Annotated in this window: 22 protein-coding genes; 10 read left to right on the forward strand and 12 right to left on the reverse strand. The window is 66.8% G+C overall.

All coding sequences use genetic code 11. The features are described from left to right. Positions 1–21: 21 nt before the first annotated feature. The 10 genes from JOE64_RS05025 to JOE64_RS05070 all read right to left on the reverse strand — a co-directional run bounded on the left by JOE64_RS05025 (position 22) and on the right by JOE64_RS05070 (position 9376). The gene (locus tag JOE64_RS05025) at positions 22–1020 is read right to left on the reverse strand and encodes a ParB N-terminal domain-containing protein (protein ID WP_204963238.1); all 999 of its coding nucleotides are present in this window, start codon (positions 1018–1020) and stop codon (positions 22–24) included. After that, a complete protein-coding gene (locus JOE64_RS05030) occupies positions 1020–1880 on the reverse strand; it encodes a hypothetical protein (RefSeq protein ID WP_204964972.1) in 861 nt (286 codons plus the stop codon). The genes JOE64_RS05025 and JOE64_RS05030 overlap by 1 nt, the downstream gene beginning before the upstream one ends. 94 nt (positions 1881–1974) lie before the next feature. Continuing rightward, positions 1975–2370, reverse strand: coding sequence for a hypothetical protein (locus tag JOE64_RS05035; RefSeq protein WP_204963239.1), 396 nt, complete (start codon positions 2368–2370; stop codon positions 1975–1977). Then, positions 2367–3065, reverse strand: coding sequence for a helix-turn-helix domain-containing protein (locus tag JOE64_RS05040; protein ID WP_271202575.1), 699 nt, complete (start codon positions 3063–3065; stop codon positions 2367–2369). The genes JOE64_RS05035 and JOE64_RS05040 overlap by 4 nt, the downstream gene beginning before the upstream one ends. Continuing rightward, positions 3062–3982: a bifunctional DNA primase/polymerase gene (locus tag JOE64_RS05045; RefSeq protein WP_204963240.1), complete on the reverse strand. Its 921-nt coding sequence runs from the start codon at positions 3980–3982 to the stop codon at positions 3062–3064. The genes JOE64_RS05040 and JOE64_RS05045 overlap by 4 nt, the downstream gene beginning before the upstream one ends. Then, the gene (locus JOE64_RS05050) at positions 3982–5055 is read right to left on the reverse strand and encodes an ArdC-like ssDNA-binding domain-containing protein (RefSeq protein WP_204963241.1); all 1074 of its coding nucleotides are present in this window, start codon (positions 5053–5055) and stop codon (positions 3982–3984) included. The genes JOE64_RS05045 and JOE64_RS05050 overlap by 1 nt, the downstream gene beginning before the upstream one ends. Before the next feature lie 213 nt (positions 5056–5268). Beyond that, positions 5269–6180 carry a helix-turn-helix domain-containing protein gene (locus tag JOE64_RS05055; protein WP_204963242.1) on the reverse strand — a complete coding sequence of 304 codons (912 nt, stop codon included), beginning with the start codon at positions 6178–6180 and terminating at the stop codon, positions 5269–5271. Between the two features lie 79 nt (positions 6181–6259). Continuing rightward, positions 6260–6700 carry a VOC family protein gene (locus JOE64_RS05060; RefSeq protein ID WP_204963243.1) on the reverse strand — a complete coding sequence of 147 codons (441 nt, stop codon included), beginning with the start codon at positions 6698–6700 and terminating at the stop codon, positions 6260–6262. Between the two features lie 136 nt (positions 6701–6836). Next, a complete protein-coding gene (locus tag JOE64_RS05065) occupies positions 6837–7445 on the reverse strand; it encodes a response regulator transcription factor (protein ID WP_204963244.1) in 609 nt (202 codons plus the stop codon). Further along, on the reverse strand, positions 7442–9376 hold the full coding sequence (locus JOE64_RS05070; RefSeq protein WP_204963245.1) for a sensor histidine kinase: 1935 nt from the start codon (positions 9374–9376) through the stop codon (positions 7442–7444). Before JOE64_RS05070 ends, JOE64_RS05065 begins: the two co-directional genes overlap by 4 nt. 200 nt (positions 9377–9576) lie before the next feature. Here JOE64_RS05070 and JOE64_RS05075 point away from each other — a divergent pair, with 200 nt between their 5' ends. The 5 genes from JOE64_RS05075 (at position 9577) to JOE64_RS05095 (ending at position 13593) form a co-directional block, all read left to right on the forward strand. Continuing rightward, positions 9577–10974: an FAD-binding oxidoreductase gene (locus tag JOE64_RS05075; protein ID WP_204963246.1), complete on the forward strand. Its 1398-nt coding sequence runs from the start codon at positions 9577–9579 to the stop codon at positions 10972–10974. After that, a complete protein-coding gene (locus JOE64_RS05080; protein ID WP_204963247.1) occupies positions 10971–11591 on the forward strand; it encodes a dihydrofolate reductase family protein in 621 nt (206 codons plus the stop codon). The genes JOE64_RS05075 and JOE64_RS05080 overlap by 4 nt, the downstream gene beginning before the upstream one ends. After that, on the forward strand, positions 11588–12508 hold the full coding sequence (locus tag JOE64_RS05085) for an NAD-dependent epimerase/dehydratase family protein (protein WP_204963248.1): 921 nt from the start codon (positions 11588–11590) through the stop codon (positions 12506–12508). Before JOE64_RS05080 ends, JOE64_RS05085 begins: the two co-directional genes overlap by 4 nt. A 66-nt stretch (positions 12509–12574) precedes the next feature. Further along, positions 12575–13174, forward strand: a complete 600-nt coding sequence (locus JOE64_RS05090) for a TetR/AcrR family transcriptional regulator (RefSeq protein WP_204963249.1) — start codon at positions 12575–12577, stop codon at positions 13172–13174. Further along, the gene (locus JOE64_RS05095) at positions 13171–13593 is read left to right on the forward strand and encodes a hypothetical protein (protein WP_204963250.1); all 423 of its coding nucleotides are present in this window, start codon (positions 13171–13173) and stop codon (positions 13591–13593) included. Before JOE64_RS05090 ends, JOE64_RS05095 begins: the two co-directional genes overlap by 4 nt. A gap of 126 nt (positions 13594–13719) precedes the next feature. Here JOE64_RS05095 and JOE64_RS05100 read toward each other — a convergent pair whose 3' ends face one another. Further along, positions 13720–14808 carry a DNA cytosine methyltransferase gene (locus JOE64_RS05100; protein ID WP_204963251.1) on the reverse strand — a complete coding sequence of 363 codons (1089 nt, stop codon included), beginning with the start codon at positions 14806–14808 and terminating at the stop codon, positions 13720–13722. A gap of 307 nt (positions 14809–15115) precedes the next feature. Here JOE64_RS05100 and mobF point away from each other — a divergent pair, with 307 nt between their 5' ends. Next, positions 15116–18673 (forward strand): MobF family relaxase, encoded by a 3558-nt coding sequence (gene mobF / locus JOE64_RS05105; RefSeq protein WP_204963252.1) that lies wholly within the window; start codon positions 15116–15118, stop codon positions 18671–18673. Between the two features lie 64 nt (positions 18674–18737). Here mobF and JOE64_RS05110 read toward each other — a convergent pair whose 3' ends face one another. Continuing rightward, positions 18738–19742 carry a DNA-processing protein DprA gene (locus JOE64_RS05110; RefSeq protein WP_204963253.1) on the reverse strand — a complete coding sequence of 335 codons (1005 nt, stop codon included), beginning with the start codon at positions 19740–19742 and terminating at the stop codon, positions 18738–18740. A 213-nt stretch (positions 19743–19955) separates the two neighbouring features. Between JOE64_RS05110 and JOE64_RS05115 the strand changes: the two genes are divergently transcribed. From JOE64_RS05115 to JOE64_RS05130, 4 genes are all read left to right on the forward strand, one after another. Further along, positions 19956–20285, forward strand: a complete 330-nt coding sequence (locus JOE64_RS05115; protein WP_204963254.1) for a sulfate permease — start codon at positions 19956–19958, stop codon at positions 20283–20285. A 96-nt stretch (positions 20286–20381) separates the two neighbouring features. Further along, on the forward strand, positions 20382–21584 hold the full coding sequence (locus tag JOE64_RS05120; RefSeq protein ID WP_271202577.1) for a DNA adenine methylase: 1203 nt from the start codon (positions 20382–20384) through the stop codon (positions 21582–21584). After that, a complete protein-coding gene (locus tag JOE64_RS05125; protein WP_204963255.1) occupies positions 21568–22575 on the forward strand; it encodes a ParB/RepB/Spo0J family partition protein in 1008 nt (335 codons plus the stop codon). Before JOE64_RS05120 ends, JOE64_RS05125 begins: the two co-directional genes overlap by 17 nt. Beyond that, on the forward strand, positions 22559–23518 hold the full coding sequence (locus JOE64_RS05130) for a restriction endonuclease (protein ID WP_204963256.1): 960 nt from the start codon (positions 22559–22561) through the stop codon (positions 23516–23518). The genes JOE64_RS05125 and JOE64_RS05130 overlap by 17 nt, the downstream gene beginning before the upstream one ends. Positions 23519–23699 lie beyond the last annotated feature (181 nt).

Here is a 23699-nt window from a genome sequence, read left to right on the forward strand (position 1 = left end):
CGACCGCCACAGGCCACGGCTTCACACGGCGCGCAGGTGCGGAATTCCAGCCTGCTCGCGCGCGGCGCGGAGGTCGCTGGCGAACCGTCGGGTGCCTTCCGCGGTCGCGTAGAATGCCTCGGCTTGCTCGTCGGTGAGCTGCGCGGCGAGTTCGTCGAGGTCGTAGTGCAGCCACCACGAGTCGAGCTCGGCCCAGGTCAGCGCGAAAGCCCGCACCGCGTACCGCGCCTCCGGTCCGGCCTGCGTCGGCGCCTTGGGTCTTTTCGTCTTCTTCGAGCGGTTCTTCGGCTCGGCGCCCACCCGTGCGAGGGCCTGTTCGGCCAGATCGTGCAGATGAGCATCGCGGGCGGCGCCGCCGGTCCGTTCGAGGTCGCGAGCACGCTGATACGCCGGATCGACCGGACCACCGGCCTCGATGGCCGCCATCCCGGCTCGTGCTTCGGCACGTACCGCATCGGGCGTTTCAGGGTCCGCGACAAGGCGTTCGAGGTAGCCGATCTGCTCCAGCCGCGTATAGGACGCGGCTCCGGTGACCATCTCCGCTGCCTGCCTGCGCGCATCCCCAGCCGGTGTGGTCAACGGCTCCGCCGATTCGGCGGAGCCGTTCGACCACCGCGGCTGATAGTCACTCGTGAACTGCCCGGCGACCTCGCGACGTTTCGCGTCCTCGGCCATCAGCGTCTTGATCTCCCGATACAGGCCGGCGGCCTCCAGCGGGGTGAGGGTCTTGTGGAGCTGGTTGTCGTCCTGCTCGGCCAACAGGTGTCCCAACCGGTCCGAGATGGCGGATCGCACCCAGACGTTGACGGTCCGCCAGCCGAGGTTCTTGATCGCCGCGAGCCGACGCACCCCGCACACCAGCAGCCCGTCCGGGGTGATCGTGATGGGTTGCAGCAGCCCGTCCCGATCGATAGACGCCGCGAGGGCGTCCAGGTCACCGAGGTCCTGCCGGTGTCGATGGCCGACCTGGATCGACTCGACCGTCCGGTCGAGTTCAATGTGCCCGGTCGCCGTGGACATCACGCACCCCGCCCGGTCCCCGTACGAGGTGCGGCCTGGCTGATGGTCGCCACGAGCCCGTCATCGCCCAACAGGCTCGGCAGGCCTTCGCCGATCAGGAGGCGCAGCAGGATGCCGCGTCCTTCACCTGTCGCCGCGTAGCCCGGAGTGGTGCGTCCCAGCAGTATCCGCAGCAACACGGTCCACGACACGGCCGGGACATCGAGCAGGGCGCGGGCGTGCCGGTCGCGGCGGAGCGCCTCATACGTGGCGGTGCGTGATCCGATCCGGGCGAGGGCTTCGCAGATGTGCTCGATCGCTGGGCGGGCGGTGCCCTCCGGCCAGCCCAGCAGTAGGAACAACAGAATCGTGTCCTCCACCGCGCCTGTCACCGACGCAGGCTCGCCCGCATCCGCATCCACCTCGTCGCCGTCGTGAGGGTCGGTGATGTGGAACGCCGGGTGGTAGTCCGACAGGTTGTTCTCGCGCTCGGAGAGGCGTTCGGGGTCGTGGAAGCAGGAGACGTGCGGGCGCCTTGCTTGATGCACCGAGCACAGCAGCCCTTGGCCGCGTTCTTCGGCGATGCAGGTGATCCGCACCGCATGGGTGACGACAGCCCAGGGATCGTCGGCTTCGCGGGCGGCGCGGGTGCGCATCACGTCGAACGCTGCCGACGCGGCCTCCCACGGGTCCAGGCCGTGCTTGCGCGCGAGCGGCGCGTACTTGTCCGCGGCGTAGGTCATCAACGCGGCGGCTACCGGGTCGTGCTCCCATGCGCCGGGGCCGGCGTCGTGGAGCCTGCGCAGCAGGGCGCGCAGGCCCTCCCCGTTGGTGTAGTCCTCACCGGCAGGATCGATCGCCGTCGTTGTCGTGGTGGTCATGGTCAGGGCACCTCCTGGCAGGCAGGTGCGCCGGTCGCTCCTGGCGACCGTCACCCCGCCGTCCTGGGTGTCCATGACCCATCACCACCCCGGGCTACCTCATCCCGACCCCGGACCGTGCCGGGCCTTCGACGTGCTGACCGCGACGACCGAACGCCGACACGGGCGGCAACCGCTTCGCACGCTCCGACACCGACCGTGCCCCCATCGCGAGGGTCGAACGGAAACGGCGGCCCTGCACGGCTTGGAACTCGATCCCGCGCCCCGCGAGATTTCCGCTCGAGCGGACGAACAGATCGGTCGGGCGCACCCAGTCCACGCCCCTGCCGCGTACCCGATTCAGGCGCTCCTGCAGCGCATCGCGGCGGGCGGACTTCTGCTTGATCGCATCAGGCGTCCCCGCCTCCAAGGCCTCGGCTTCAGGCTTGGACTGGTCGTGCTCAGGGATGCCCTTCGGTGACCGTTCGCGCATCAGGTGGTCGGTGCTCATGCTGTCGCTCCCTCCGGCAACGGCGCAGAGTCCCGTTGCGCTGGTTCATCGGATTGGTGCGCGTCGGCGAACCAACGCCCAACGGTCGAAGGATGCACATCCAGGGCGCGCGCGATCTTCTTGTTCGACAGCCCCGACTCCCGCAGTTCCACCGCCCTCTCGCGTCGGCCTGCCGCACGCTCGGACATTGACGGGGTGATCGCGACCGTGTCGGCTTGCATGGTGGTCAACGGCGCCAAAGCAACCGATACGGCCCCCGCGGTCTTTGCGGTCTGGTCGGCTGGCTCGCTGGGACGGGCGCGGGTGAGGATGACGGTGAGGTGCGTGATCGCGAGCAGCACGACCGGTGGCACCGCCGCGACGGAAGCGGCCAGCCCTGCGGGGACGTCCGCGTCGGCCGAGACGACCGCGTGCAGCGAGTTCGCCGTCACCGACACCGCCGCCGAGCCAGCGAGCAGCGTCCACGGATACCAGGCGACCCGCTCTCCGCCGAGCGCGACGACCGCGACCGTGGACACCACGATCACGCCGTCCACGATCAGCGGCCACGCCCAGGCTTGTCCGTCGTCGATCCCGGACCGGCGCGCCAAATCCGCGAGCGAGGTGAACGACAGCCAGAACGCGCCCGCGGCGATGAAAACCGTGCCCGCCGCCGAGGTGATGACCGCCCACTGGCGGCCTGGCCACGCCCTCACGAGAGCCCCCGCGCCGACACCCGCTGCCGAGCGGCGCTAGGCGCAGCAGGAGCTGCGCGGTCGTCTCGGATCGCGACCGCGTGAACGCGGCGATAGGCGCTGTCGACAGTCCGGACGATCTCACGCTCCTCGAAGCCAGGCTGCACCGCAGCCGCCACCAGCACCTCCCGTGCGTCCGCGAGGGAGACATCGTTCTCCGCCAAGCGGCACGCCGCCCAGAACAATGAACGATTCCGTTCACCCTCGCCCTGCCGGCCGACCCACGACGCCAACCGCTCGACCTCCGCGACATTGATGCTTCGCGCCGAGACCGCAAACCTCATCGATGCCGTTCGGGGAGGAGTGAGGAAGTCGCGCAGACGCACAGCATCCACCGGCACACGCTCGTTCTGTTCGGCGATGACGTGGTAGCGGGTCGGGGCTCCATCGATCGTGCGGATCGAGGGCGGAGCGACGATGTAGCCGCCGTCGCCACGGAAATCGATACCGGCGCCGGCCGACTGCCACGACCGCTGCTCAACGCCCGAGGTCGCCGAGAAGTAGACGTGCAGACCGCCGGTCGGCGTGCGCACCATCAGCCCCCACCCCTCGACCAGCCCCGCGGCGTCGACGCGGGCGAACGCGGCGGGCCCGTCGACCGGACCGTGCACATCGACATCGACCACGACCAGGCCCGACGCACCACCTGTCGGGATGCCGATGTTCGCCGCCGGGACCGCACGCCACCACGCGCGAACCTGTGTCGCGTCCGTCGTCGCGTCCAGGAACCCGCGCCCGTCCCGGATCAGCGGTGTCTTGCCGCCAGGTGCACAGGGGAACACCGGCACCCCTGCCAGCACGAGAGCCAACGCCGCACCGGGCAACCGCCACCCACGGCTGACCGCGGCCAGTACGGTGAGCGCATCGTCGCCGACCATCACAGCCCCCGCCCGACCATGACCGGTTCCGTCACCGTCTGGCGTTCCGGCATCGGTGCTGATGCACGAGACGATCGCTCGGGCGCTGCGGTTTCCCGGATAAGGCCTGGCGGTGTTCCGTTCGCGATCTGAACGGTGTCGAGTCCGTCGAGGATGCCCAGGGCGGTCTTCCGCACCCGTTCCCCGGTGGCCTGCACGACCTGCACCGGGTCTCTCCCGTCGACGCGGGCGGCCCAGGTCGAGACATACGGGATCGTGTATCCGGTGGTGTCCATGCCGTGCGCGGCACCGATCATCAACGCGACGGACTCGGCCTCGACCTCGCCGATACCGCGATGCTGCCGGGCGTCCTCGTCGTCGGGATCGTGCATCAGCACATGCGCCAGCTCGTGCGCGAGCGTCTTGACCTGCGCGGCCGGGTCTATGTTCTCCCGCACCGCGACCTGACGCGCACCCCAGCCCGTCATGCCGTTCGCGCCGTGGATCATGCCCTCATGCGGCACCCGCAACAGCGTGAACCCCGCCGCCGCGACCTGCGCGGCCAGGCCATCCCACAACCCGGAGGGCGCTTCGCCTTCCAGCAGCGTCGGAGCGGGTGGCTCCGGGATCGGATCGCCGGCGGTCTGGGACACGTCCCACACATAGGCGGGTCGGGCACCGACCATTCTCGAGCGCACGACCTCACCAGGGTGCGGCTTCTCCCGCGGATCGAGCCGACGCCATGAGCTCGCATCCGCGGGCGTCGAGGACGCGAACCGCCCGGTGACCGGGGCGAAGATCATGTAGCCCGACTGGCCCTTCTCCACCTGCCGGCCGAGCTGCTGCCACTGCCGGTAGCCGGCGACATATGACGGCATCGGCTCGGGCACACGTCCGGCCCCGAATGCGGCCTCGTGCTGAATCCAGATCAGCAGCATGTTGTTGAACGAGCGCGACCGGAACCTGGCCGCGAACGCCAGCGCCCGTGCCCAGTCCTGCCCGGTCACCAGCATCTCGACGGCGCCGGTCAACCGTTCGTGTAGTTCATCGAGCTTCGCATCCCGCGCCGCCCGCACTTCCTCCGTCACAGCCATCGTCAGACCTCCCTCCGCGAAGACCACGCGAAGTGGTCGTGCGACTGCGAGGTACGCCGAGAGGATCAGGAAGACAGCACGGACAAGAACCGAGACGGCGACCAGCAGGCTCCGTGACGAACCCGACGAGTCCTTACCGGCCTACAGGACAGGGACAGACTTTGACGACGATGGGCGTCGATCTTGCGGCTATCGCCAGGGCGGATGCGTGTTTCACCCGGTCGCTTGCGGAGCCTGCACGCGATTCAACGCCCGATAGCCACTGGGGCTGACACCAACACTACGGCGGAACTGTCGGGCGGCGAAGTCAGGATCGCCCCAGCCCACCTCCTCGGCGATCACGGTGATTGGTGCATCCGTGGTGCGCAGGAGTGCCGCCATCCGCTCCGTCCTGAGCATCGTTAAGTAGGCGATCGGTGACTTGCCGAAAGCTTCCACGAACAAGCGCCCAACCTGCGACTTTGACAGGTGCACCTCGTCGGCCAGCTCGGTTACAGACCAGCGCCGATCCAACTCGGATCGCAGCAGGTCAGCGACGTGGTGTGCCTCTGCGCGCAGCGGGCCGAACCGTCGAATCCGCGGCGAAGTCGGACACGTGGTGGCCCGTTGCGTCGGGGAGGTTCGGACTTGTGAGGTCTTGATGAACGGCGCGATCACATGCGCGATGCTGAACCACAGCGCTTGCATCCGATAGAAGTTGGCTACCGGCTCGTGCTCGATACTCAGCGCCACCAACTCGTCCAGCCATGGCATCAACGTTCTGACGCGGTCCTCACCCAGCCGGAGAATTTGAGCAGGCTCGGTGTAGACGGCGGCTGCGAAGTCCTGCGCATCGAGGCGGTCCCCGAGGTACCCGACGTACTGCCAGAAGACTTGGTCGACCAAGTAGTCGGTGTCGGCGTAGATCGTGGTCACGGTGATACGACGTTCAGGCTCGCTGCCGCAGAGGGTGTTAGCACCGAGGAGCACCACATCGCCGATCTTGACGGGTTGTTGCCCGAACTCGCTAAACAAGATCGCACTGCCATCACGAACAACGATCACCTTCACACAGTCGTACGTGAGCGGACCCACGGGCGTCTTGATGGTCGTCGTGCGCGCAAGAAGCGGAGAGAACCTGGCCATGCTAGAGCGGCTATCCGGTGACGGAGTTGTCCCGTGGAGGAGTTCGGCCCTTCAACGAGTTCTGTCGCCGTAGGCGAGGTCAACCGATGTGTTGGGCGAGAGAAACGATGAGGCCTTCGGGGCCGCGGACATAGGCCATGCGCCACGTGTTCTCGTATTCGCCGATGCCGCCGACGAGTCCGTATCCGTCGGCGGCAAGCCGGTCGACGAGGGCGTGGAGGTCGTCGACCACGAACGCGACGTTGCGGATGCCGAGTTCGTTCGCCATCGCTGAGGGGGAACCCGGTTCGTGGTCGGGGCGGACGAAGCTGGAGAGCTCTACAGTTGTGCCGCCGTCGGGCGCGTGGAGCATGGCAATTTCGGTGCGGGAGTCGGGGATACCGCAGACAGTGTCGAGGAACTCGCCCTCGACGAACATACGGCCGTCCACCTCTAGGCCGAGGCCGACGAAGAAGTTGATCGCGGTGTCGAGGTCAGCGACGGTGATGCCGACGTGGTCGAAGCGCTGTATCTGGGCCATGATGCGCCACTCCTTCTACGAGACAGGTGTTGTCATGCTCAGCCTTGCCGTTTCGTCTCGCACCATGTAGTGCCTGGTGCAGGACACGACCATGCAATCTGCACATCGTGCTCCGTCGGCCCGCGAGGGTCGGAAGCTATTCGAGCCAGCCATTCTCTCGGGCGATGAGCGCAGCGTGGGTGCGGTTGCGGGCACCGAGCTTGTCGGTGGCAGCGGCGAGATAGTTGCGAACGGTGCCGTAGGAAAGGAACAGCTCAGCAGCCGTCTCCCGGGGGTCGAGTCCTCGCGCATGCAAGCGGAGCACATCGATCTCACGGTCCGTGAGCGGGTTCGGCCGGGCCTCGATGGCCGCGAGCGCCACGGACGGATCTACGACGCGGCGCCCGTCGGCGATCGCTCGGATGGCGTCGATGAGCTCGGAGGCGGAGGCGTCCTTGGGGAGGAACCCGGCGACATGAGCGTCGAGGGCCGCCCGCAGGTTGGCGGGTTGGGCGTGCGCGGTGAGGATGAGCACCCGGCAGTCCGGGACGTCGGTCGCGAGCACTGCGGCTGCTTGGATGCCGGTGATCTCGGGGAGGTCGAGGTCGAGAACGGCGACGTCGGGGTGGGTGTCGCGGGCGGCGGGCAGGATCTGCCCTCCGGTGGCCACGGCGGCGGCGACGTCGATGTCGTCTTGCAGGTCGAGGACGGCGACGAGGGTGTCGCGGAGGATGGTGGAGTCTTCGGCGAGGAGTACGCGGATCATCGGACCTCCACATGATCAGGTTCGCCGGGGGCGGCGACTAAGGTGCGTGGGACGGATGCGGTGAGTGTGAACACATCGTCTCTTCGCTTGACGTCGAGTTCTCCTCCGAGCGCTGCGATCCTGGAGCGGATGTTCGCCAGACCGTGGCCGCCTTCCCGTTCCGTCGCGGGCTCTCTGGCGGCGTTGTTGGTCACCGCGATGCTGAACGAATCGGCGGTTCCGTACAGCCGGATCGTGCAGGCGCTGGCGTCGCTGTGCCGGAGTACGTTGGCGATCGTCTCCCGCAGGACTGCGGCGAGGGCGGCATCTGCCCGCGTTGGGATGCCGCCCAAGTCTGCCTGGACGAGCAGGGTCGTGCCTGCAGCACGCAGGGCATCCCGAGCTGTGGTCAGCTCGGTAGAGAGGCTGAGCCTCAGCGTCCCGGTCACGATCGAGTCGGCGTCGGTGGCGACGGTCTGCGCGAGGTGCAGCGCCTGCACGATCTCTCGGCGGGCGCGGACCGGATTCCCGTCGAGCAGCGCCTCGGCGAGATCGGTCTTCAGGGCGATCGTGGACAGCGTCAGTCCGAGCGTGTCGTGGGTGTCGCGGATGAGGCGGACGCGTTCGCGGGTGGTGGCGGCGTCCACGAGACTGCGGCGCGCTTCTGCGAGCCGTGTGGCCGTCGCGGGGAGCCGGCCGAGTCCGAAGAATAGGAGTCCTGCCGCAGCCATGGTCGCTGCGGCGTAGATCGACCATTGCCAGAGGATCTCGGGGGCAAGGTCGGCCGGTTCACGCAAGGCGAGTAGCGGCACGCTTGCCACCGTGGCCCCGTACACCAGCCAGCGGGCCGAGCCGGTGATCAGTAGGAGTGCGCTGCCTCCGACGAAGGCGAGCAGTCCCATGCTCACGACTCCGAACACGGGGTACAACGCGAAGCACAGCACGGCCTGAAGTGCCAGCGTCCACGCCCATCCCGCCGGGCGACGATCGACGTTCGGTCGGGAGTGCCGCAGTTGCAGGACGACCATGACGACGGCGATTGTGATCGCGGCGAGGGTGGTCGCGAAGGTCGGCTCTCCGCCGCCGGGTACGGGCATGATCGTGTTGACGAGGTATTGCGCGGCGAGGAGGACGACGACTGCAGCGACGATCCGGAACGCGATTCGCGGGGAGAGATCTCTTCCGGCTTCGCTGGCCGGCGTCGATGCTGGAGTCGCGGGAACCATCCGACGTGCGGAGACGGCGGCTGCACGCGCGGCGAGACCGACCTGGGTCAGGAACCTGCGGGCGTCGTCGATCCCTGGCGTGGCGAGAGCAGATTCCGCGTTCCGGCGGATGTCGTCGAGGCGTCGGGTGATCGTGACCTGGAGTTCCTGTGCGACGGTAAGGCGCTGCCGGTCCACGGCGGCGTCCGCGAGCAGCTCCGCGGTCGATTCGAGGCGCTCCAGCAGCACGGGGGCGGTCGCCATCCCGTACAGGCCGAGGCCGAGGTTGAGGTAGGCGACCAATATCCAGGTCGTCGCGTTCACCGCTGGCGCGTACGGCAGCCCGACCAAGAACCACGCGACCACCTCGATGACGGCGAGGCCTGCGAACAGCCACCACCGAGTAGGGGAACGGAGCAGCAGGAGCACGAGGGCGCCGAGGAGCCCATCGACACCGCCGACCCACCCGGAGCCGAACAGGACCAACGGGAGATAGCTCACGATTGCCTGCGCCATCAGGAGCGCCCACGGCGCGCGTTCCCATGGTTCGCGTTGCCATCCGCTGAGCCACCAGATGGGGAGCGCATAGCAGGCGAGCACCCAGGGAACGTGCCAAAGATCGGGGTGGGCGTTCGCGTCGGCGACCTTGCTGACCAGGGTGAGCGCCAGGTAGACCCACAGCAGGATGCGGGCGGCGCGGCTGGACGCTGCTCCTCGAAGCAGGTCACCACCGTCGGTCACGCTCATACGACAACCCTATGGCGCCCTGTCGCCGGCATCCCGGGGATCTGCGCGCGGGTGCGCGACCCACCGGGAAGACATGCAGAATGCACGATCCGATCGCGCCGTCTCGCACTACCGGGAGCCGTCCGCAGCGACTGACGATGGTGGGCGAGGGCATCAGACGTCCGCGTTCGGCGCGGATCGGCCGGCGAGAGGAGCGAAACATGTTGAACCTGGACGAGTTCCGTGCGTCGCTCGACGGCGCCCTCTACGAACCCGGATCGGCCAGTTACGAGGCAGCCCAGATGTGCGACGGTGCAGGGGTTGTGGGTATCCGTCCCCGGCTTGTGGTGGCGTGCGGCTCCGAGGCAGACGTCACCTCTGCTATCGCCTACGCGGCCGGGGCGGGCCTGCGTCTGGTGCCGCGCGGCGGCGGACACGGCTTCGCCGGACGGTCATCCACCGATGGCATCCTCCTCGATGTCTCCGCACTGAACGACATCGCCGTCGATGTCTCAGGCACCGTGCGGATCGGCGCCGGTGCCCGGCTTGGCGACGTCTACCGATCCCTCCACGCCCACGGTCGCAGCCTGCCCGCCGGATGCGGGGCAACCGTCGGGATCGCTGGGCTCGCCCTCGGCGGTGGGATCGGGCTGCTGGGCCGCCGATTCGGACTCACGTGCGATCGCCTGCTCAGCGCGCGCGTGGTCCTCGCCGACGGCGAGATCGCAGAGTGCGACGAACGACGGGAACCGGATCTGTTCTGGGCGTTGCGCGGTGCTGGCGGAGGCCAGTTCGGCGTCGTCACCGCACTCCGGTTCGCGACCGTCCCCGAGCCTGACGTCGTACGCATCGACGCCCGCTGGGCAGACACCGACATCGCGGAGCTGATGACCGCCTGGCAGGGCTGGGCACCCGACGTGCCCGACGGACTCACCCTGAATCTGGCCATCGAGAAGCACCCGCACGAACCTCGGCTTCACGCCCAGGCGTTCGGCGTCTCGGCGCTATCCCGCCTCGAAACGACCACCTTGCTGCGCAGGTTCCTCATCGACCGTGCCGTGCCGGACGAGCTGCGGCTCAGCGAGCCGATGCCGTACTCGGCGGTGAAGGAGACGCTGGCGGACGAATCCCGCTCATCGTCCGTCGGGCCCATCCGGCTGCGGTCGGAGTTCTTCGAGAACACCATCACCCAGCACACGCTCTCGACTGTCCTGGCGCTTCTCCAGGAACCAGGTCCCGTCGCCGGGGAGGGCGTGCGAAGGCTCGCGTTCACGGCGATGGGCGGAGCATACAACCAGGTTTCCGAGGAGGCGACAGCGTTCGCACACCGCGACACGCGCTTCATGCTGGAACATGTCGGCGACCCCGACAACCCATGGATCAACGCGTCCTGGGAGGCCGCCCACGCGGACGGGTCCGGGCGGGTGTACCCGAACTTCCCCGACCCGCTCCTGGACGACCCGCTGCACGCCTACCACGGCGTGAACACGCCGCGCCTGGCCAGGGTCAAACGGAGCTACGACCCCGGACAGTTCTTCGACTTCCCACAGGCCATCCGGCCCACACCATCGGCCGGCGTCTCCCGCGCCGGCAGCAGAAGAAATGAGGTTCCATCATGAGCAAGGTCATCTGCGGTCTGTCGGTTTCCGTCGACGGCTACATCACCGGACGCGACCCCGGCCCCGGACGGGGGCTCGGCGACGGCGGGACGCTGTTCGACTGGTACGGCAGCGGGAACGTCCCCAGCAGAGTGTTCAGCGGGTTCCGGCTCAGCGCGCCCAGCGCCCGGATCTTCGACGAACTCGCCTCCCGCGTCGGGGCGAGCCTAGCCGGGCACGCCACCTACACCGACTCGAACGACTTCGCCGACGGCGCCCCCCACCCCACCGCGCCGCTGGTCGTGCTGTCCCACACATCGTTCCCGCCCGCGAACGACCGGCAGACGATCGTCAGCACCGGCATCGCTGACGCCGTCCAGACGGCGAAAGACCGCGCGGGAGGCAAGGATGTCGGACTGATGGGTGGAGTGCTCGTCACAGAGGCGCTGAAGGCCGGCCTCGTGAACGAGCTGATCCTGCACCAGATCCCGATCCTCTTGGGCGGTGGACGGCCGTTCTTCCACGAGTTGCCCCACCACATCCGGCTCAGCATCCTCGAAGTGGTCGCAGCCCCCGATGTGACGCACCTGCACTACCAGGTTGAGGGCGCCACCGAGACCGCGGAGGCGGCACGATGATCCTCGTCACCGGCGGCCTCGGCATGATCGGCGCGAACACCGCCGCCGCACTCGCTGACCTCGGCGAAAACGTGCTCATCACCGGACATCGCCGCTCCGAGGTGCCGTCCTTCCTGGCAGACAGAGTCGCCGTAGAGACCCTGGACCTCACCGACACGGCCGCCTTCCTGGCACTCGGCGATCGCTACGACATCGACGGCATCGTGCACCTCGCCGGCAGCATCCCGGAGCCTGACCCGATGGACTTCTTCCGCCGCGACACCGCTGCACTGTTCAACGCGCTCAATGCGGCCCGGCAATGGCGCGTCCGCCGATTCGCGGTCGCGAGCAGCATCAGCGTTTACGAGGGCCGCTCCGAGATCCCCTACAGCGAAGACCTCGCGCTGCCACTCGCCGACATCCCGCACGCGATCGGCGCGTTCAAGAAGGCCCTCGAACCCCTCGTCCAATTCGCCCTCGCCGACACCAACGTGCAGCCCGTGCTGCTGCGCATCGGCTCCACCTGGGGGCCGCTGATGGACCCCGAATCACCGTTCAATCCCATCCCGCGGACCGTGAGCGCCCTGCTACGCGGGGAGCGTCCCCCCGCCATGCACGCGGACGACGGCGGCGACTTCGGCTACGCCCGCGACACCGGCCGCGCCATCGCCCTCCTCGCGACCGCGCCAACCCTCCGCCACACCGCCTACAACGTCGGCGGCGGCTTCCGATACACGAACCGCGAACTCGCGGACGCGCTCAACGCCGCGCTGCCCGGCCAAGGCATCGAGGTGGTCAACGGTCGATCGACAGGTCCCGGCGAAGACCCGTACCTGGACACCTCACGCCTGACGACCGAGACCGGCTTCGCACCGCGCTTCGACCTGGCCGGCGCCATCACCGACTACGTGGCATGGCGCAGGAAGAACCCGCGCTGAGCGACGCAACGGGGCGAACTGTCGGGAAGGCTTGCGTAAATTACTTGAGTAAGTAAATATGGACGTATGACACCAGCTACCCGCAGCTACCGATCCACCGAGGAGCGCCGAGGTGAGATCGTCGACGCGACCATCCGGGTGCTGGCCGAGCAGGGTTTCACCGCCACATCGTTCGCTCGGATCCGCGAGGCCGCAGGGCTCAGCAGCACCCGGATGATCTCGTACCACTTCGCCGACAAGGCAGCACTCATGCAGGCCGTCGTTGAACGGGTCGTCCAGCAGGCCGCCGCGGTGATGGTGCCTGCCATGGAGGCCGAGAGCACATGGCGCGGCAAGCTCGCGGCCTACATCGGCACCAACCTGCACTATCTCGCGAACAACCGGCTCGCAGCGCGCGCCGTCATCGCCGTCATTCAGAACGCGCCTCACGCTGACAACTCTTTGCGTGAGGACACCTCAGCGCTGCTGCTCTCGCTGCTGCTGACCCAGGGGCAGCAAGCTGGGGAATTCCGTGCATTCGACTCGCTCGTCGTCGCACGCTCGATCCGGGCCACGATCGATGCATTCGCCGTCGCCATGCCCACAGACGCTTACACCACCGAAGCGGCGATCACGGAGATCGTCGCGCTGTATCACCGAGCCACCCGCCCCGAAGGAGCATCATGACGCTGATCGCCAACCACACGGAGCAGACCCGCTCCACCTTTAGAAGTGTCGCCCGATTGTGGTGGCTGTGCGCCGCCGTCTCCGTCCTTGCGCTGGTCGCCGCCGCGATCCTCGCGATCGTCGATCCCGCAGAGGTCAACTGGGTCGTCTGGCTTCGCGGATCCGTCGTCGCGGTTGCGAGCGTGATCTTCGTCTTCGTCACCAAAGCCGCTGCCCGAGGCAGTTACCGCGCCTACACCCGGATGCGATGGATCTCGATCCTCGCCCCAGTGGGGATCGTGCTCATCCTCGTTGCGCCCGACACCGGTTACCCGATCTGGATGAAGGTCGAGCAGGGTGTTGTCGGCATTACTATCGCGGCCGTCGCAGTACTCCTCAACCGGCCCTCGACGCGCCGAGCCTTCCCGAAGAGCCGCTGATAGACCCGAAGACGGCCGCTTGCCAGCAAGAGGCTATGGCGATGTCGGAAGAGTTCTTGCCGATCCAGTACTTCGGTGATTCGGCGGCAGAACCGGGACGAAGGCGATGCACAGATGGACTGGACATTATGTGAGCTGCCGGAGTGCAACCGCTGCCTGCAAGGGAAGGACACCGTTGCCGAGTGCTGCGGTCAGCTGGTTCGCCGTCAGTCCGTGCGCGGGGTCGGTCACCCAGCCGGTTGGAAGGCCCATGAGCCATTCCACGAATGCCGGTTCCGGCCGTGGACCCGCTTGATCGCTTAGGAGGGCCGGGGCGGGTGCGGCGCAACCGGTGATGTGTTCCCACTGGGCGATGGCGTCGGCGTAGCGTCCCCAGCGTCGAAGATGTTCTCGATCAGCGACCACAGCGTCTCCGACTCGCTGCGCTTGTTCCGCGAGCCAGTCGGTCCGTTGAGCGCGAGGTCGATGATCTGGTGTGAGAGTGCGATCGTTCCTCGTCTGGCCCGCACTTGATCCAGGGATTCGCCGCCACGGGTCGAGTCCGTGGCCAGCGGAGTCCGGAATTGTGCGCCGGGCGAGGATGAAGATGCGAAGCCGTTGGTGAGGAGCGCCGACAAGGGACGCTGGTAGGCCGATCCATTGCGCGTCGTACCGCAGGTCGGCCAGATCGCCGAGTACGGCGCCGGCCGCCCGGAGAGGTCGAGCTGCGCTGTCTCCCAGACTCCACAGGTCGGGTTCCAGGTCGCGAAGGGTTGCAGGGGCGGGGGTTGCATCGTCGGGGTTGCGTTGCTCATCGTCGTCTCCTTCCAAGGGTGAGCGGATCGCCGGTGAGGAGAGGAGGCCGCGTACGTTCTCGATGACGACGAGGGCGGGTTGTAGTGCGTCGATGGCGGCGGCCATGTGCGACCAGAGTCCGGAGCGGGTGCCGGGTGCGAGGCCGGCCCGTTTGCCCACGGTCGATACGTCTTGGCAGGGGAACCCGCCGCACAGCACATCGATCGGTGGCACTGCCTGCCAGTCGATGGCGGTGATGTCGCCAAGGTTTGGGATCTCGGGCCAGTGGTGGGCGAAGACGCGGGACACGTGCGGGTTGTTCTCGGAGAACCAGATGGTCTCAGAGTTGAGGGTGTGTTCGACGGCGAGGTCGAGTCCGCCGTAGCCGGAGAACAGCGACCCGACTCTGAGCGGGCGGTCGCGCTGGGTGGGGTCGTGCATGAGGGCTCCGGCCGATGGGTGATCCCCGGCCGGACTTCATGAGCGATGTCGTTGCCGGGCTGGTCACCGGGCAGGTGCACGAGCACTCCGAAATCGCGATCCGTCGATCCGTGGCGCGCCGAGGCGATCCGCGCCCCGCGCACCTTCGAGCACCGCGACGTTGACGAACTGCCGACCGCGTCCCACCGGACCCGCCCAGCCCCATCTGAGCCACCACACGTCTTTCTGTAGAGGCGCGACCGCGCATTATCGCGGTCGGCAGCGGCGGCTTCCGGCCCACCTTGCGGGCACGGGAAGGAGGCTGCTGATGACGGTTTCGATGCGCGTGATGACGGCTGGTGATGGTTACAAGTACCTGCTCCGCTCGGTCGCGGCCGGCGACGGTGATCGCTCCCTCTCGACGCCGTTGACGCGCTACTACGCCGAGGCGGGGAACCCGCCGGGGTTCTGGATCGGCCAGGGCCTCGCTGCTCTTGGGCACGGCGAGTTGACGGCCGGTTCGGAAGTGTCTGAGGCACAACTTGAGCTGCTGATCGGGTCGGGTCGTGATCCGATCACCGGTGACCCGCTCGGCAAGGCGTACCCGACGTTCGCGCCCGTGGCCGAGCGGATCGAACGCCGCGTCAAGGCCCTCGACGCCGGTTTGGGGCCGGCGGCGCGGGCGGTCGAGACGGCGCGGATCGAGGCCGAGGAAACCGAGCGTGGCACCCGGCGTGCGGTGGCGGGGTTCGACTTCACCTTCTCGGTTCCCAAGAGCGTGTCGGCGTTGTGGGCGGTCGCTGACGCTGGGACGCAAGCGTTGATCGCGGACGCGCATCATGCGGCGGTTGCAGAGCTGGTTGTGTTCATTGAAGGCGAGGTTGCAGTCACCCGTGTCGGCGCGGACGGCCCCGAGGGCACGGTTGCACACGTCGATGTCCTCGGCGTCGCCGCAACCGCGTTCGACCACTACGACTCCCGGGCGGGCGATCCGCAGTTGCACACCCACGTCGTCATCAGCAACAAGGTCAAGACCGCGCAAGACGGCAAATGGCGCGCGCTCGCGGGGCGTCCGATGCACGCCGCGGTCGTCGCGGTTTCCGAGCTCTACAACGCCGCCCTGGCCGACCAGCTCACCCGCACAATCGGCATCGAGTGGGAGACCCGCGACCGAGGCCGGGACCGCAACCCCGCCTGGGAACTCGTCGGCGTCACCGAATCGCTGATCTCTGAGTTCTCCACCCGGTCACGGCACATCGAGGCCGAGAAAGACCGCCTCATCGCTGAGTACGTCGCCACGCACGGCCGGCAGCCCTCCGCCCGGATCGTGTTGAAGCTCCGCGCCCAGGCCACCCTGGCGACCCGGCCGGAGAAGCACATCCACTCGCTCGCAGACCTGACCCGCCAATGGCGAGAGCGCGCCGGCCGGGTGCTCGGACAGGATGCGACCGGCTGGGCACGGACCCTCACCCATCAGGTAACGGACGCACCGGCTCGGGTGTTGCGGGCCGATGACGTGCCGCTGGATGTCGTGCGCGAGGTCGGTCTGTCGGTGATGGCGGTCGCGAGTGAGAAGCGGTCGACGTGGACGCGCTGGAACCTGCACGCCGAAGCCTCCCGGCAGTTGATGGGCTGGCGGTTCGCCTCGATGCTGGATCGGGAGGCGATCACCGGGCTCGTGGTCGATGCCGCCGAACAAGCCTCGCTCCGCCTGACTCCGCCCGAACTCGCGTCCAGCCCGGTGCAGTTCCGCCGGCCCGATGGCACCTCACGGTTCCGGCCGCACGCCGCGGTGCTGTTCTCGTCCGAAGCTCTGCTCGCCGCCGAAGACCGGCTCCTTGCCCGCGCCGGCTCTCTCGCTGGGCCGGTGGTGGGGTTGGAGACGGTCGAGCAGATCACGAGCCGCCCCGACCCGCGAGGTCGGATGCTCGGCGAGGATCAAGCCGCAGCCCTGGCCGCGATCGCCGTCTCCGGCCGTACCCTCGACGTGCTGGTCGGCCCCGCCGGCGCAGGCAAGACCACCGCCATGAACGCGCTCCGCTGCGCATGGGAGAAGGAGCACGGACCCGGCTCCGTCGTCGGCCTAGCACCATCCGCCGTCGCGGCGCAGGTCCTCGCGGACGATCTGGGCATCACGACCGAGAGCACGGCGAAGTGGTGGCAGAACCACCTCATGCACGGCACCACGTTCGAGGCCGGCCAGCTCGTCATCATCGACGAGGCATCCCTGGCCGGCACCGCCTCCCTCGACCGAATCACCGCCGAAGCCGAACATGCCGACACGAAAGTCCTGCTGGTCGGTGACTGGGGGCAACTCCAATCGGTCGACGCCGGCGGCGCGTTCTCGATGCTCGTCCACGCCCGCGACGACACCCCCGAACTGCTCGACATCCACCGCTTCACGCACGAGTGGGAGAAGTCCACATCGCTGCAGCTCCGCCACGGCCGGCCCGAGGCAATCGACACCCTCGCAGGCCACGACCGCATCACCGGCGGCGAACAGGAAGCCATGATCGACGCCGCCTACGGCGCGTGGCTGCGCGACCTCGCCGCCGGGCGCGCGTCGATCCTCGTCGCCGAAACCCACGAGACCGTCACCGCCCTCAACACACGGGCACGGGCAGACAGGATCATCGACGGCACCGTGCACGGCACCCGTGAAGTCGGGCTGCATGACGGCACCGCGGTGTCCGAGGGCGATCTGGTCATCACCCGCCACAACGACCGCCGCCTACGCAACGGCCGATCCTGGGTCCGCAACGGCGACCGCTGGACCGTCAGCAGCGTCCACTCGGATGGATCGGTCAGCATCCGCCCCGTCGGCCGCCGGCTCCGTGGCGGGATCGTCCTGCCTGCCGACTACGTGGCCGAACACCTCGACCTCGGCTACGCCATCACCGCCCATAGAGCGCAAGGCGTGACCACCGATACCGCGCACGTCATCGCCACCGCGACGACGACGCGGGAGAACTTCTACGTCGCCATGACCCGCGGCGCGGCCGGGAACTATGCCTATGTCGTCCTGGATCGGCCTGACGACAGCCACGGCGTGCCGCACCCCAGCGACAACCCCGATGCCACCGCCCGGTCGGTGCTCTACGGCGTGATCCAGCACATCGGCGCTGAGCTGTCGGCGCACGAAGCGATCACCGCCGAGCAGGAACGGTGGAGCAACATCGGCCAGCTCGCCGCCGAGTACGAAACCATCGCCCAAGCCGCCCAACACGACCGCTGGGCCACGCTCCTCGCCACCGCCGGACTTACCGGCGGGCAGGTCGATGCCGTGCTCGACTCCGACGCCTACCCAGCCCTGTCAGCCGAACTGCGGCACGCCGAGGCCAACCACCACGACCTTGACGCTCTGCTGCCGCGCCTGATCGCAGCACGCGGACTTGAAGATGCCGACGACATCGCTTCGGTGCTTCATGCTCGTGTCGCTCGCGCGACTGCGCGGCCTGCCGGGTCTGGCCGCACCCGCAGGCAATCTCGGCTCATCGCAGGGCTCATCCCATACGCGGACGGGCCGATGGCCGACGACATGCGCCAAGCCTTGGATGAGCGCCGCCAACTGATCGAAACTCGCGCCGACGCCGTACTCACCGGCGCGCTTATCGACAAGGCTCATTGGACGACCCAGCTCGGCCCGGAACCGCAGGGCGCGAAGTCGGGGGCAGCCTGGCGGAGGGCCGCCCTCATCGTCGCCGCCTACCGGGACCTTTACCAGATCACCGACGATCGAACTCCGCTCGGGTCGGCCCCGCAGAGCACCAGGCAGAAGATTGACCGTGCACGCGCCGAAGCCGCGCTCAGTGCGCTCACCGCGGGCACGTCGTCTGAGCCTGCACGCCAAGTAGCGCAGGTCGCAGACCGCGGCCTGCGCCTCTGAGGACGGTCGGTCCGACTCGCCATGTAGTACGGTGCCGGTGCCGGTGCCGGACCAAGCACATCGGCTAGATCGAGCGAGGCGGCACTTCGGGGACTGAACGATCGACCCGGCGCTCCCAGCCAAGTCCGGAACGGTTCGTCGCGTCGTGAGCTGTCACGTCTGCGTCGAGAAGCGCGATGACGTCGCTGGCCTGGGTGATGACGGACGCGAGCCCCTGCTTGATGAGTTCGTTCGGGCCGGCGCTGACGACGCTGGTCACAGGGCCGGGCACCGCACCGACACCCCGCCCAAGACCTCGGGCATTGCGCACGGTCGTCAGCGAGCCGGATCGTACTCCGGCTTCCGGGACGATGACGGCGCCCGAAAGCGCAGCCATCAGCCGATTGCGAGCCTCGAACCGGTGTTTGGTCGGCGCGGTTCCAGGAGGCAACTCGCTCACCAACAGACCGGCATCCCCGACCCGGTCCAAGAGTTCACTGTGCCCAGCTGGGTACCGTCGATCCAGGCCCGTCGCGAGCACGGCGATCGGCCGGCCCGCTGCTGCGAGAACGGCACGGTGCGCAGCTCCTTCGATGCCGTAAGCGCCGCCTGCAACAACCACCCGCTGCTCATCGGCGAGGCCCGTCGCCAGTTCGCGCGTGACATGCTCCCCGTAGCCGCTGGACGCACGGGCACCGGTGATCGCGACCCGATCACTCAACGCCGCCGTCAGAATTGACGACGCACCCGCTGTCCACATTAGGTAAGGGGCGCGCTCGCCCAGGCCATCCAACCCTGCGGGCCATTCCCGATCCGTCGGGATCAGGATGCCGGACCCTCGTTGCTGCGCCTCAGCGACACGATCCAGCAGATCAGGTGCGATCCGCGCTCGCAGATGCTCGCGCCACAGAAGCAGGTCCGCGCGGGCAAGCCCGGTCACTTCGCGGTCGGACTCGGCGAGGCCCAGCGTGGCAACGCCACCGTGCCGCGCCAGGATGTAGCCCGTGATCGGGTCGTCCGGCTCCGCGATCATCGACAGCACGATCCGCGCCATCCGCTCGCCCTGCACCTGCTCTTCCAACATCGCCATGATCGGTGTCCTTCCGCTCCCAGGTCACCGATGAGGTGCGCTCCGGCGACGCCACCGACAGGGGTTCCGCTCGTCGCAGCCCCGCCGTATCGTTGAAGTCGAGGCAGGTTCTCAACTCTGCGGGTCCTTCGGGACGGCCCCTTACGGGCGCTCATTCATAGCTGCCTCCGCGACGCGAGGTCGTCGCGCTATGACGATGACGAGAGGCCCGCTATGTTTCGCCTGTTCCTGGCCCTGAGCGCACGCGTCTACGGCTTGCTCCGCTACGCTCCCACCAACCTCCTCCTCGACGCGATCCGCACTCGACGAGGCCTGAGATGGGGCGTCCCCGCGATGCTCTTGGCCCTGCCTTACCTCTATGCCGCCGCAATCTGCACCGCGATCATCAACGACGGCGGGCCAGGGTGGCTCTACCTGTTCGTCCTGCTGTTCATCTGGACCGCTCTCAAGTTCATCTGGATCGGTCCGGCGAGCCTCGTCCAGCTCGCCCGTGCCCGCTCGGCAGAGCGGAAACGCCCGTGTCAGGCCCAGTACACCGTGTAGGACTCAGCCGCTGCCAGGACGACCGGCGAGTCCCGCAGGTGCTGTCTGCGGTGGCCGATACGGTTAGAGCGGAGGTTCCGTCGAGAGGAGGCGTTCGTGGTTGTTCGATACATGGGTACGAAGCGCCATATGGCGGACCATGTACGCGACGCCATCGCTGAGCTGGAACCCGCGGGACGTGTGGTTGACCTGTTCTCTGGCATGGGGAGCGTAGCTGAGAGCCTGCAAGAAACAGCGTCAGTTGTTACCAACGATGCGATGAGCTTCACCGCCGCGTTGTCGCGCGCGCGTTTCACGGGTTCAGATCGCGAAACTACCTCGGCGGATGTGATCAAGCGACTCAAGCCGGCATACGAAGCACGGCGTCGGGAGTTGGAATTGGTGTATGCGACTGAGCTGAATAGCGAGGTTACAGCGCTGGAAGGTTCACGTACAGACCTACTCAACTACATGGACAAGGCGCAGCACGTCGGAAACTCCACTGCGCAGCGACGCACCGCGAAGGCTGCCGCGGAGTCGAGCGGATCAGACCACTACGCCCTGGCGAGCCTGTACTTCTCCGCTGGATATCTCAGCCTCCGCCAGGCTGTTCAGTTGGACGCCGCGCGCGCGGCAATCGATGCGGACTCGCACCTGGAAGATCGTGACTGGATGTTGGCAGCCTGGATCGCCGCAACATCCGTTCTCGTCAATGCGCCCGGGCACACTGCTCAATTCCTTCGCCCGAACTCCGATTCGGCACACACTCGAATTGTCCGCACATGGACGCGTTCAATCTGGGACGAGTTCACTCTGGCGCTCGACACGGTTTCCCAGGTTGGCACAGAGTCCTGGCGGCGAGATAACTCCGTCTACGTTGGGGATGCCCTCGACCTTGTAAGCGCGGGGGAGCTTCGCGATATCGGCACGGTGTATGCAGATCCGCCGTACACGAAGGATCAGTACAGCCGGTACTACCACATGTACGAAACGCTTTATCGCTACGATTTTCCGGACTCTAGTGGCGCTGGCCGAAACCGGTCGGATCGATTCACAACCGGCTTTTCGCTGAAGTCTGCTGTTGTTGCCTCATTCCATGACCTCTGCCGTAACGTCTCTCGCATGCGTGTCCCTTTGGTCATCAGCTATCCGTCGAGCGGACTCCTCGATGATGCGGGCGTAACGGTTCCCGAGATAGCCCGTCAGTACTTCGGCAACGTGCAGACTCGGTCATACAACGCGAATCACTCAACGATGGGTGCCTCCACGGGCGCATCCAAGAAGTCGGCAACGGAGAATCTCTATGTCTGTCTCGTCTGAAGCAGAAACGCAAACTACTGCGCCCCAGAATGTCACTGCGGAGCTACGCGAGCTGAACGTCTCCGATGTGGTTCCCAACGCCCAGAACCCGCGCCTTGACTTTCCGCAAGACGAATTGGACAGGCTCACCGACTCCATCGACCTTGAGGGCGTGCTCGTTCCCATCGTCGTCTATCCCAAGGACAACAAGTACGTTCTCGTCGACGGGGAACGCCGCTTCCGCTGTGCCCGTGATCTCGGCCACAGCAAAATCCCTGCTCTCATCACCACCGAACGCAGCGAGCGCGAAGTGCTCCAGCAGATGTTCAACATCCACCTTATTCGGGAGCCCTGGCGCGATATTCCGACGGCGAAAGCCCTCCAAAGGCTTGCCGAGGAGATCAAAGAATCGAGCGGCCAGGAACCCAATGACAACGAGCTGCGCGACCTCACAGGCTTGTCTATCGAACGCGTGCGCCAACTCCGCTATGTCGTTACGTTGCCAGACCAATGGCAGGATTACATCCGCGATGAGACGATCCCTCTCAACTTCTTCTGGGAGTTGAAGAAGAACGTCATCGATGCCCTGCGCAACAATCGACCCGCGATCCTCGACGAGTACGGCGAGGATCGCGTAAGCAGCGCCTTCGTTCAAAAGCGCCTCGATCAGGTGATCACGGACACGGTCAGCCTACGTAAGGTCTCGCCGATCATTAAGTTCGCGGCTCAAGATGCAGAGTCGAATGGCACTGGTAGCTCGACTCTCGACACTTCAATTCGCGACCTAATCGAGAAGCCTGAGGCGACGATCGACGACGCCTACGAAGAGACCGTCCAGATGATGGTAGAGGTCGACAAGCTCGGACGTCGCACTTCGACGATGGTAGCGGTGTTTGCGCGGCTGCTGACGAAGACGGCCGGCACATCGGACCACGACGAGGTACGCCGTCTCGGACGCGAACTCATTCAACAGGTCACGGCGCTGATCGACGCGGATGAGCAGAACGGCTGAGGTAGAGGGCGCGCTCGTGGAAGAGATCGTCGACGAACCATCCCAAGGAAAGCCTGTAGGTGTCGCTGACGTTGAGGCGGCAGCGGCACGGATCTACGCGAACACCAAAGGACAGGACTGGGTCGAAGACACGGAGCTGGACCTCGGAAGCAAACGTTGGAAGCCCAATGCGGTCTCGAATGATGGCACGCGACTCCTGTACGTATTTCTGCAGGATGAACTTCCGCGATACGTGCGCGATCGCCTCGGTCTTGCCGCGGAGCGGGGCATCAGGCCAACTCTGGCATTGAACCTTGCCACCCTGTTCAAGCCGGAGCTTGTGGAACTGCTGGTCGGCGTTGACGCGGATGTGATCGTGCTCGACGACTATGTCACGACTAGGCAACTCGACGCCAAGTCCGTTCTCGTTGCGCTTGCGGACGTCGAGGTGCCAGTTTCGCCGGAGCTCCGGAGGGGCGTCGCCAAGGTCGTTTGGTCGCGCATCGGCGACGGAACGTCACAGGAGAAAGGCCGACGGCTGGAGGCTCTGCTCGCGTTCACCTTCGCTCAGATACGTGATCTGAAGGTGGTCGAGCGCAACTACCGGAACGAGACGGAGGAGATCGATCTGGTTCTCCAGATCGACAACTTTAGTTCCCGAGTCTGGCAGAAGTCCGGAGTCCCGTTCATTCTCGTCGAAGCGAAGAACCGGTCGGACAAGGCATCCCAGCCGATGGTCTCCACGCTGATCACGAAGCTTCAGACCAAACGGGGGACCGCGCGCATCGCGGTGTTGGTGTCACTGGGTGGCTTCACCGATGACGCCCGGATGCAAGAGCTACGGTTCTCGACGCAGGACATCTGCGTTGTGATGATCGATCGCGCTCAACTAGAGAACCTGCTCTCAGCAGATGATGTCGATGCGGAGTTTGAGACCATCGTCCGACAGGCCATGCTTCGGTAGGGGGACCAGAAGGGGACCACAACCATGCAAACCATGCAATCCATGACGCGCGATGAGGGCTCCTGAGCCGCAGAACTACGCGGAAAGCGAGGCCGAGCGGCCTCTTTGGACGCCTGGGGGTCAGGGGGTCGCAGGTTCAAATCCTGTCAGCCCGACAAAAAAGCCCTGATGAGAAGCCATT

It is taken from the genome of Microbacterium dextranolyticum, from assembly GCF_016907295.1.
Taxonomy (GTDB): Bacteria; Actinomycetota; Actinomycetes; order Actinomycetales; family Microbacteriaceae; genus Microbacterium; species Microbacterium dextranolyticum.

Bases quoted from the DNA above. Each gene is read 5' to 3' on its own strand.
- JOE64_RS05090 (WP_204963249.1), top strand. From the start codon at position 12,575: ATGACACCAGCTACCCGCAGCTACCGATCCACCGAGGAGCGCCGAGGT.
- JOE64_RS05095 (WP_204963250.1), top strand. From the start codon at position 13,171: ATGACGCTGATCGCCAACCACACGGAGCAGACCCGCTCCACCTTTAGA.
- JOE64_RS05030 (WP_204964972.1), bottom strand. From the start codon at position 1,880: ATGACCACCACGACAACGACGGCGATCGATCCTGCCGGTGAGGACTAC.
- JOE64_RS05110 (WP_204963253.1), bottom strand. From the start codon at position 19,742: ATGGCGATGTTGGAAGAGCAGGTGCAGGGCGAGCGGATGGCGCGGATC.
- JOE64_RS05055 (WP_204963242.1), bottom strand. From the start codon at position 6,180: ATGGCCAGGTTCTCTCCGCTTCTTGCGCGCACGACGACCATCAAGACG.
- JOE64_RS05080 (WP_204963247.1), top strand. From the start codon at position 10,971: ATGAGCAAGGTCATCTGCGGTCTGTCGGTTTCCGTCGACGGCTACATC.
- JOE64_RS05025 (WP_204963238.1), bottom strand. From the start codon at position 1,020: ATGTCCACGGCGACCGGGCACATTGAACTCGACCGGACGGTCGAGTCG.
- JOE64_RS05130 (WP_204963256.1), top strand. From the start codon at position 22,559: ATGAGCAGAACGGCTGAGGTAGAGGGCGCGCTCGTGGAAGAGATCGTC.
- JOE64_RS05065 (WP_204963244.1), bottom strand. From the start codon at position 7,445: ATGATCCGCGTACTCCTCGCCGAAGACTCCACCATCCTCCGCGACACC.
- JOE64_RS05070 (WP_204963245.1), bottom strand. From the start codon at position 9,376: ATGAGCGTGACCGACGGTGGTGACCTGCTTCGAGGAGCAGCGTCCAGC.
- JOE64_RS05100 (WP_204963251.1), bottom strand. From the start codon at position 14,808: ATGCACGACCCCACCCAGCGCGACCGCCCGCTCAGAGTCGGGTCGCTG.
- JOE64_RS05060 (WP_204963243.1), bottom strand. From the start codon at position 6,700: ATGGCCCAGATACAGCGCTTCGACCACGTCGGCATCACCGTCGCTGAC.
- mobF (WP_204963252.1), top strand. From the start codon at position 15,116: ATGACGGTTTCGATGCGCGTGATGACGGCTGGTGATGGTTACAAGTAC.
- JOE64_RS05045 (WP_204963240.1), bottom strand. From the start codon at position 3,982: ATGGTCGGCGACGATGCGCTCACCGTACTGGCCGCGGTCAGCCGTGGG.
- JOE64_RS05085 (WP_204963248.1), top strand. From the start codon at position 11,588: ATGATCCTCGTCACCGGCGGCCTCGGCATGATCGGCGCGAACACCGCC.
- JOE64_RS05125 (WP_204963255.1), top strand. From the start codon at position 21,568: ATGTCTGTCTCGTCTGAAGCAGAAACGCAAACTACTGCGCCCCAGAAT.
- JOE64_RS05050 (WP_204963241.1), bottom strand. From the start codon at position 5,055: ATGGCTGTGACGGAGGAAGTGCGGGCGGCGCGGGATGCGAAGCTCGAT.
- JOE64_RS05035 (WP_204963239.1), bottom strand. From the start codon at position 2,370: ATGAGCACCGACCACCTGATGCGCGAACGGTCACCGAAGGGCATCCCT.
- JOE64_RS05115 (WP_204963254.1), top strand. From the start codon at position 19,956: ATGTTTCGCCTGTTCCTGGCCCTGAGCGCACGCGTCTACGGCTTGCTC.
- JOE64_RS05075 (WP_204963246.1), top strand. From the start codon at position 9,577: ATGTTGAACCTGGACGAGTTCCGTGCGTCGCTCGACGGCGCCCTCTAC.